The sequence below is a fragment of the Mesobacillus sp. genome, assembly GCF_049588175.1.
GTDB lineage: Bacteria > Bacillota > Bacilli > Bacillales > Cytobacillaceae > Mesobacillus.
In genome coordinates, this window is record NZ_JBAVFI010000017.1 from 1 (window position 1) to 8,628 (window position 8,628).

Below are 8,628 nucleotides of genomic sequence, written 5' to 3' on the forward strand. Positions count from 1 at the left end.
GATACAGATTACCAAACAATTATTGAAAAACTGTATTTTTAATTTGAGGAAACAATCTATGCAAAAAATCTATATGTGTATTATTGCAGAACATATGTTTCTTTAGCTGCTCTGTCCAGCAATGGACTCATTTTCCCTGCCGATAGAACAAACAATTCATGCATGGCCCTCGTACAGGCGGTATACAGCAATTTCCTCTCTTCTTCTCTTTGATATTCAGAAGCATCGAAGATCAGGACGGCATCGAATTCTATTCCTTTAGCAAGATACGCTGGCACTACATTAATGCCTGATTCAAATGTTAATGTGCCTTTTTCAATCAGTCTTGCATCGTGCTTTTGTTGGATTGCTTCGAAGGCTGATTTGCTTCCCTTTGCAGTCTTGCAGATGATCGCGATATTTTTGTGTCCCGCTGCTTGCATGTTCTCAATTATTCTACTAACTTTGGTTACTTGATCATTCATGTCTTCAACCTGAACAATCACTGGTTTTGGACCTGTTCTGTTAAATGGTTCAATTAATTCTCCTCCATCAATCAACTGGCGGGTGAATTCCACAATCTGCCTGGTGGAGCGATAGGTCTTTGTTAATCTATAGGTTTCTTTTGCTCCAAAATCAAGTTCGGATTCTGCCAAAATGGTTGGAGCTCCTGTAGGACCCGAATAGATTGCCTGGTTTATATCTCCGAGCAGCGTCATTTTGCTGTAAGGGAACATCATTTTAATATAAGCAAATTGGAATGGTGTATAATCCTGTGCTTCATCGATGAATACATGGCGAATCGATGTATTTGATTTTCTTCCTTCCACTAAGTCTTGCAAATATAAAAACGGAGTTGCGTCCTCATATGCTATGAAACGTTTTTCTAAATTGCTGATTGAAATGGCACATGATTTTTCCCAGCCCTCAGGGAAAATAGCATTTGTAGTTTGACTATGTTTAAAAAAGTCGATAAAAAGGGCTCTAGTATCAACAAACCTAAGTTTTTTAACAGAGTTAAACAGTGGCTTAAATCGTTTTTTAACAACCATTTCAGTAAGCCATTTTTGTTCGCGTTCATAATCATTGAACGTATCATTTGCAGCACCTTGTTTTTGCTGGCTCTGTTTAAATGCTTCTAGATAATGCTCTTTTTCAAGGAATTGGATCTCTCTTTCTACCCATTCTTGTTTTTGTTCAATTTTTGATTTCTTTTTCAATTCCTTGACGAGCCACTCTTTAACCAGCTGTATCCTATTTGGTATCGAAATCGTTTTGTCAATGGATTCGTAGAAGGCAGAGATGTCCTGCTTAGAAATCATAATCCGCTTTTTAAAACCTATGTTTTTAAAAGGGAGTTTTTCTGTTGATAATTTTTCAGCATATCTGTCTAATAGGAATTTAAAATCAAGGCTGGATTTAAATCGAATGCTGTCTTTGCGAACAAAAAATGCTTCATCTTTTTCAGCTTCTAATAAAAACTCCATTTGTTCAAAAGGATCCTCAAGTGTATAATCACTTCCAAATCTTGTAGCCAGATACTCCTGGAATGTTGCCTGCTGCATATTTTCTTCACCTAGCTCAGGCAGTACAGTGGCTACATAGCTGTTGAATAAAGGATTTGGTGAGAAAAGCATGATGTTTTCTGACTTTATGATATTCCTGTATCTATATAAAAGGTAAGCCACCCGCTGCATGGCCGCGGATGTCTTACCGCTTCCGGCAACCCCCTGGACAACAACAAGGCTGCTGGAGTCATTTCGGATAATCTGGTTTTGTTCCTTTTGGATTGTCGCTACAATTGTCTTCATTTGCGTGTCAGCGTTGTTGCCTAATACTTCCTGGAGCATCTCGTCACCGATTGTTACACCGGTTTCAAACATTGCTTTAATTTTTCCGGCCTTGATGACAAATTGGCGTTTAAGCTCCATTATTCCTTCGATCATGTCAGTATCAGTTTTATAGTTAGCTGGTCCTGGGGAGTAGTCATAATACAGGCCCGAAATCGGTGCACGCCAGTCATAGATAAGGAAATTTTCTTCTTTTTCATCCATTAGCGAAGCGATACCGAGGTATATCTTTTCTGTCTGGCTCTCACCATTCTCCTGAAAATCAACCCTGCCAAAATAGGGGGAAAATCTAAGACGGGATAGAGTTTTCAGCTGCTTGATCATTTGAGATTGTGTACGTTCACGTTCTGAAAGGAGTGCTGCTTGCTGTTTGATACTAGTGAATGTTTCTTCGACATCATCGGATTCATCGAAGTTAACAGTAACGTCTTCCCAGAATGTTTTTCTTAACTGGCGAGCATCTGTGCCAACCCCACTAGAGCTTTCATTCCATTTTTTCGCTTTTTTGTCGATCTCCTTTATGATGGAACCCACACGGTTCTGTTCATTTTCTAAGTTTTTAAGCTGTTTTTCTTCCATGAAAATTCACTCCCCAAAATCAAGCTCTTTTATTTGACATTTGTTTTTCTTTGTGTTAATGTTATATTAGAGTTTTTGCGTATATATACCAACGCTTTTATTAGAATCAACTTCCATTTTACTATGTGCATATTTATAATTCAAATACATTTTTTGTCGAATGCACCTTAAATAGGTGTTTTTTATTTTCTATGACTGGACTGAACTTTACAGATGATTTCCAATCACTAAATTGAGTTTGTTAATCAACAATAACCTTTTACTATCTCTTCTAAACGTAAGAAAGCCGCGATGCTGATCATACACAGCTCGCGGCTTTCTTCTTTCTTTTATTTACTTAATTTAATCACAGAGGCTATATTTTCAGCAAGTCTTTCCACATATACACTTGCATTCTCGAATGCATCTGACAGCGGAATAATTCCAGGTACAATGCTGAAAACGGCATCTACTCCATGCTCATGAACAACATGGCTATCAGTGCCAACATTGCCTGCGATTGCTATGACAGGAATACTGTGTTTTTTTGCTGCTTTTGCAACTCCAATTGGCGTTTTGCCAAAAACCGTCTGTGCATCAATCTTTCCTTCTCCAGTGATGACGAAATCTGCATCCTTAAGCTGACCTTCAAGTGCCGTAGCCTCAAGGACAATATCTACGCCCCTTTTAAGCTCGGCAGACAGGAATGCCATAAGACCAGCGCCGAGACCGCCGGCAGCACCGGCGCCAGCAATCTGTTCGATATCCTTGCCGACATCTCTAAGGATCATTTCTGCAAAATGATGCAGGTTTCCATCCAATAGTCTCACCATTTCAGGGTTAGCCCCTTTTTGAGGTCCGAATATGCTGGAAGCGCCTTTTGGTCCAGTAAGCGGGTTATCGACATCACATGCAACTTCGATTGAAACAGTTGCTACGCGAAGATCAATATTGGCCATATCAATTGCGGCGATGTCTCCCAGTGCACCCCCTCCATCACCTATTTCGTTTCCTTCAGAATTAAGCAGCTTGATGCCGAGAGCTTTTGCCATGCCGGCTCCGCCATCGTTCGTAGCGCTGCCGCCAATTCCAATAATGATTCGTTCGATTCCATAATCAAGAGCGGCTGCTATTAATTCACCTGTACCCCTTGTAGTTGTGATTAATGGATTTCTTTTTTCAGCTGGAACAAGATGCAAACCAGAAGCGGCAGCCATTTCAATTACAGCGGTCTTTTCATCACCCGATATTCCAAAAAATGCTTCGACGGGTTCTCCGAGTGGTCCTGTGACCGTTTTCGAAATGATTTTTCCCCCTGTCGCATCTACGAGTGATTGGACTGTTCCTTCCCCGCCATCAGCCATGGGAACTTTAATAAAGTCAGCATCCGGAAGAACCTTTTTCATCCCTTTCTCTATTGCTTGTGCTACTTCAAGAGCAGTGAGGCTTTCTTTAAAAGAATCTGGCGCTATTACGATTTTCATGCGCGGCTTCCCCTTTCATTGCTGGATCCGGATAATCAAAACTGGATAAACCTATTAAATAGTGAAAAATCCTTATCCGAAGAACTTAAATATTCCAAAAATCAACGTGGACACAATTGCTAAAGTTAAACCAATTATAGTTTCGTAAGGGATTACTTTAAGGCGCTCTTTTATTTCCATATTTACACTGCCACCTGTTGCATGGAAGAAGCTTCCGTGTGGCAGGTGGTCAAGTACCGTAGCACCAGCATGAACCATTGCGGCACCTGCTAATGCTGTTACACCCATTTCAAGAATGGTTGATCCGAACACCTGTGATGCAACTGCTGTACCTGCAGTAGTTGAGGCTGTAGCGGCTGACATGAAGATACCAGATACAGGAGCGAGTACATAACCAGGCAGACCTAAAGCTTCTAAACTATTTATAACAACATCCTTCAAACCTGAATTAGCGATAATCCCAGCAAGTGTACCTGTTCCAAGAAGCATGATTGCAACACCTGTCATTTTGCCAAGGCCTGCAACAGCATAATCATTGATTTTTCTAATGTGACCCATTGCCAGAGCACCTGCGATCCCACCGACTGGCAATGCGATCATTGGGTCAATATTGATATCAAACAACGGGCGAAGAGCAAGCAGGACAATCGTGACTAATGGAGCGACGATAGCCGGAAAAATCAGCGGCAGCTTTCCGTTGTGCTGCGTCTCACTTTCCTTTGCTGTAACTATTGAACCTTTGTTCACTAGCTTCTTAGCTAAAATATACGTGACAGTAAGTCCGAAGATTGCTGGGATAATTCCAGCCGCCATAACAGAAGTCAAAGGGATTTGGAAAGCATCTGCTGCAGCAATTGCATTCGGATTTGGTGACATGATATTGCCTGCTTTACCGCCACCGATCATAGCAAGCAAGATAGCTGTTTTAGAGATGCCTGCTCTGTTAGCGATAGCCAATGCGATAGGAGATACAGTAATTACCGCTACGTCGATGAATACTCCAACGGTTGTCAGGATCATTGTTGCAATTGCAAGTGCAAGCAAAGCACGGGTTTCGCCTACTTTTTTCACAATCGTCTCAGCAATTACAGCTGCTGCACCTGATTCAATCAGTACACCTGCAAGCACACCAGCAGCCAAAATTCTCAAAACTGCAGGAATGATGCCTTTAGCACCTTCCATCATCAATGTAACGGTATTCGTGACATCAACACCGCCCACAAGCCCACCGATAAGGGCGCCTGCAATCATTCCGTATGCTGGGGATACTTTTTTAAGAATAAGAAAAATTGCGACAATAAGTGCTACTATTGCGCCGAAAGCGCTTACTTGTACATCCACTGAAATTCCTCCTCTTATGTTGTTGTAACCTTATTGTAAGCGCTATCTAATTGCTTTTCATTATACAATCGTGCAAAAAAAGACCTGTATTAGAACAGGTCTTTTGTGCAAATGCACAACTATTTCATAACGTGATTTAATAGTGCAATATAAAGATGCAGCAACTCGGTTGTTTTTCGGGGATCCTTGCCTGTGATTTCAGTGATTTTATCCAGCCTGTACCTTAATGTGTTTCGATGTATGTATAGCTGGTGCGCAGTACCATTCATGTCCCCATTCGTTTCGATATACACTCGTAATGTTTCAGTCAGTTCGCCCTTTGGGTCCTTTCTTGATAAAAGCGCGATGAGTGGCTCCAAATCCTCGGTCAGTCCCTCTCTGGATGCCACAAGTAAAAATACAGGAAGATAATAATCTTTATAAGTAAAAATGTGCCTTTCAACTTCTAATTTTAAACCTGCAATCAGTGTGTTAGATGCCTGAAGATAGGATTTTGCTGTGCCGGTGAGTCCATCATGATAGTCCCCAATCGCAATTTTCACATCCATTTTTAAATACTCTTTCATTCCATTATGCCAGCCTTCAGCGATTTTTTTTAGATAAGACAACACATTGGTAGTTTCTCCTGAAGGGATTTTCTTTAAAATGACAATCCTGTCGTGCTGCATCAAAAATAAATCTTCTTTTTCCAGCCTGTTTTTCAGGAAGGAAAAAGATTTCTTACGATCTGGAGTTAATATTATCATCGCTGATCTTGGCAGCTCCAAGTCAATGCCGAGGCGTTTAGATCGTTCAAGAAAGAGAGAATCAAATTTGCCTTCAAAATGAAGTATCTGGCTGACTACCTCTTCTCTCAGCCGTTCGTCCCATTGGATTTCATTCATGAGTACAGCTTGCTGAAGGCTTAGCTCTGCGGCCATCCGAACAAGTTCGCCGTAATTAATAATTTCATCAGGTGGTCCTGTGATTCCAATGACTCCAACAATTGTCCCCTCGAATGTAATAGGAAGATTGATACCCGCTTTAACGCCATTCAACTTTTTCGCTTCCACTTCACTGATTGCGAAGCCCTGTCCCTTATCAAGCACCATGACTGCTCCCTCATGGTAATTGTCAATCCGATTTTTATCTCCAGAGCCAATAATGATTCCTCGGTTATCCATCACATTTATGTTCCTGCCGATGATGCCCATTGTCCGATCGACAATTTCCTGGGCGAGCTGCTTGTTTAAAAACTCCATTGAAAATACCTGCCTCGAACGAATATGTTTCTTTCCATTATGGCGGATTTATGCCTTAAACAAAAGCGAAAGCGTGTGAACATAAGTCCCCACGCTTTAGAATTATCTAGTCATTGCATGTTCTACTTTTATGCATCTGTCCATGATGACTGTGTAGCCTTTTTCCTTTAAAAAGTTGTAAGCTTCATCATTTTCAACGCCAAGCTGTGCCCAGAAAACATCAGCATCGATTTCGGCAAACTCTTTCGCAAGTTCTGGAAGGTATTCTGAACGGCGGAATATATTGACGATATCTATGTGGCCTTCAATTTCCTTTAAAGTTTTCACTGCCTTGACTCCCAGAACTTCATCAACAGTCGGATTTACCGGTATGATTTCGTAGCCGGAAGCCTGATTGCCTGTGACACCATATATGAGGTGCGCTGGGGATTATCACTTAATCCGACTACTGCAACTCTTTTCGCTTTTTTTAAGATTTTCCCGATTTCTTCCCGGCTTGGATTCTCAATTGTCATGTGCCACTCACTCCTATGAATGTATTTATATCCCATTTTCATTTTAACTTAAAATAATGAGATGAGACATAAACTTGCCTATTACCTATGATTTCTTTCGATAAATGAAAATACCTGCATTTTTCTTTTAAATAGGCTCTGTTAAAGCTGAATGTTGATTTTAAACCCTGTTGATTGTAGTGGAAGGCGCGTAGAATCCTGCGGGCGCAGCTGGTCAGGTGAGACCCCGCAGGAGCGAAGCGACGAGGAGGCTCAGCGCCAGCCCCGCGGAAAGCGAAGCGCCTGGAACGAAAATCAACAGCCTTGTTTAACAGAGCCTTTAAATAAAAAAACGTTAAACCGATTAAAGTTTAACGTTTCTAATGTTGAAATTTCACGCTTTATTTTTGAGTTTCACCCTGCCCATGGTAAATTGGTCTGTGACGACAGCAATCAATGTTCCAATGATTAATCCGTTGTTCAAGAGCGAAACAAGGGCTGGCGGAACGTCTCTGAATGCTTCACCAGGGACGAACATAGCACCCACTCCTGCCAGCAAGGAGATTCCAATGACAAGTCTTGTTCTGTTCTTGTCTGGTTCACGATCGAATTCGGAAAAAGCAATACCGATCATATTTGCGAAAATGACAAAAGTTACTGCATACCCGACTGGTGCTGGCAGCGAAGCAAAGAACGACATTGCACCTGGTAAAAGGCTTGCCGCAATGATCAAGAGAGAACTGATAATAAATGGAAGCAGCCTCGTAATTCCTGTCGTAGCAATAAAACCAGCTGCTCCTGAAATAGGAACAGATCCAATTGCAGAGAACACACCTCCAAGAATCTGGTTAACTCCGGCGGTAAAGCCACTTGCACGATAGCGCATTTCTCCTTCAACACATCCTTTTTCTTTCAGAACCTGCCCAGTAACGCGGATACTTGCAAGCATATTTGTGATCAACAAGAAGGTAATAAAAACGGAGGTCACCATTAAACCAGAGTCAAATACCGGCTTACCGAAAGCGAAAACTTCAGGCAGAGCAAATGCTGGGCCTTTATAGGAATGTAAACCTTCACCTAAACCAAGTAATGAATAAAGCATCCAACCGGCTGCTAGGCTAACCAGGATTGAATACTGGCTGACCCACCGGATTCGATGTCTGGACAAATAGAATGTTAAAGCAACCATTACGATGCTGAACAATGCGACTTTAAGGTCTATTTGATTAATATCCCCGCCCAGTCCCATCATGCCTTTCATGAAAGAACCGCTTAACTGGATAATCAGCAGGAGCAAATATATACCATTGACGACAGGCGTGAACAATTGAGCCAGTTTTTCTATCAACTTGAATAAACTTAATAGAAAAAAGACTAAACCGCTAATGATCATTGCCCCTTCAAGTGCCTGCAGCGTTTCGATTTTGGAAGAAAACAGCGTTGTGCTTAACCCTGCATAAATAGTGAAAACTCCCCACCAAAGCCCTGCTGGCCCTTCGTTGATTGGCAATCTATGTCCTATCAAAGCCTGAAGCAGACTTGATATCCCAAGTACAAACATTGTACGCTGGACCATCCCTGTAGTTTCAATAGGGTTCAAATGGTATATATCCGCAATGGCGATTGGTGCGACGATCGAGCCTGCAATGATAAAAGCCATCCATTGGATCGCCGAAAGACT

The 8,628-nt window shown here is 41.6% G+C and carries 5 protein-coding genes and 1 pseudogene; all 6 read right to left on the reverse strand.

Annotated elements, in window-relative coordinates:
* Positions 1 to 80: 80 nt before the first annotated feature.
* Positions 81 to 2,408 (reverse strand): RNA polymerase recycling motor HelD, encoded by a 2,328-nt coding sequence (helD, locus tag WB217_RS00345; RefSeq protein ID WP_423989569.1) that lies wholly within the window; start codon positions 2,406 to 2,408, stop codon positions 81 to 83.
* A 329-nt stretch (positions 2,409 to 2,737) separates the two neighbouring features.
* Positions 2,738 to 3,871 carry a glycerate kinase gene (locus WB217_RS00350; protein ID WP_423989571.1) on the reverse strand — a complete coding sequence of 378 codons (1,134 nt, stop codon included), beginning with the start codon at positions 3,869 to 3,871 and terminating at the stop codon, positions 2,738 to 2,740.
* 72 nt (positions 3,872 to 3,943) lie between these two features.
* On the reverse strand, positions 3,944 to 5,212 hold the full coding sequence (locus WB217_RS00355) for a GntP family permease (protein ID WP_423989573.1): 1,269 nt from the start codon (positions 5,210 to 5,212) through the stop codon (positions 3,944 to 3,946).
* Between the two features lie 119 nt (positions 5,213 to 5,331).
* On the reverse strand, positions 5,332 to 6,453 hold the full coding sequence (locus WB217_RS00360) for a sugar diacid recognition domain-containing protein (protein WP_423989575.1): 1,122 nt from the start codon (positions 6,451 to 6,453) through the stop codon (positions 5,332 to 5,334).
* A gap of 102 nt (positions 6,454 to 6,555) precedes the next feature.
* Positions 6,556 to 6,968, reverse strand: a pseudogene (locus WB217_RS00365) (CoA-binding protein).
* A gap of 373 nt (positions 6,969 to 7,341) precedes the next feature.
* On the reverse strand, positions 7,342 to 8,628 hold a 1,287-nt coding region (locus tag WB217_RS00370; protein WP_423989577.1), incomplete at its 5' end, for a purine/pyrimidine permease.

Excerpts from the sequence above, each read along its gene's own strand:
- helD (WP_423989569.1), bottom strand. The coding sequence starts at position 2,408 with ATGGAAGAAAAACAGCTTAAAAACTTAGAAAATGAACAGAACCGTGTG.
- WB217_RS00350 (WP_423989571.1), bottom strand. The coding sequence starts at position 3,871 with ATGAAAATCGTAATAGCGCCAGATTCTTTTAAAGAAAGCCTCACTGCT.
- WB217_RS00360 (WP_423989575.1), bottom strand. The coding sequence starts at position 6,453 with ATGGAGTTTTTAAACAAGCAGCTCGCCCAGGAAATTGTCGATCGGACA.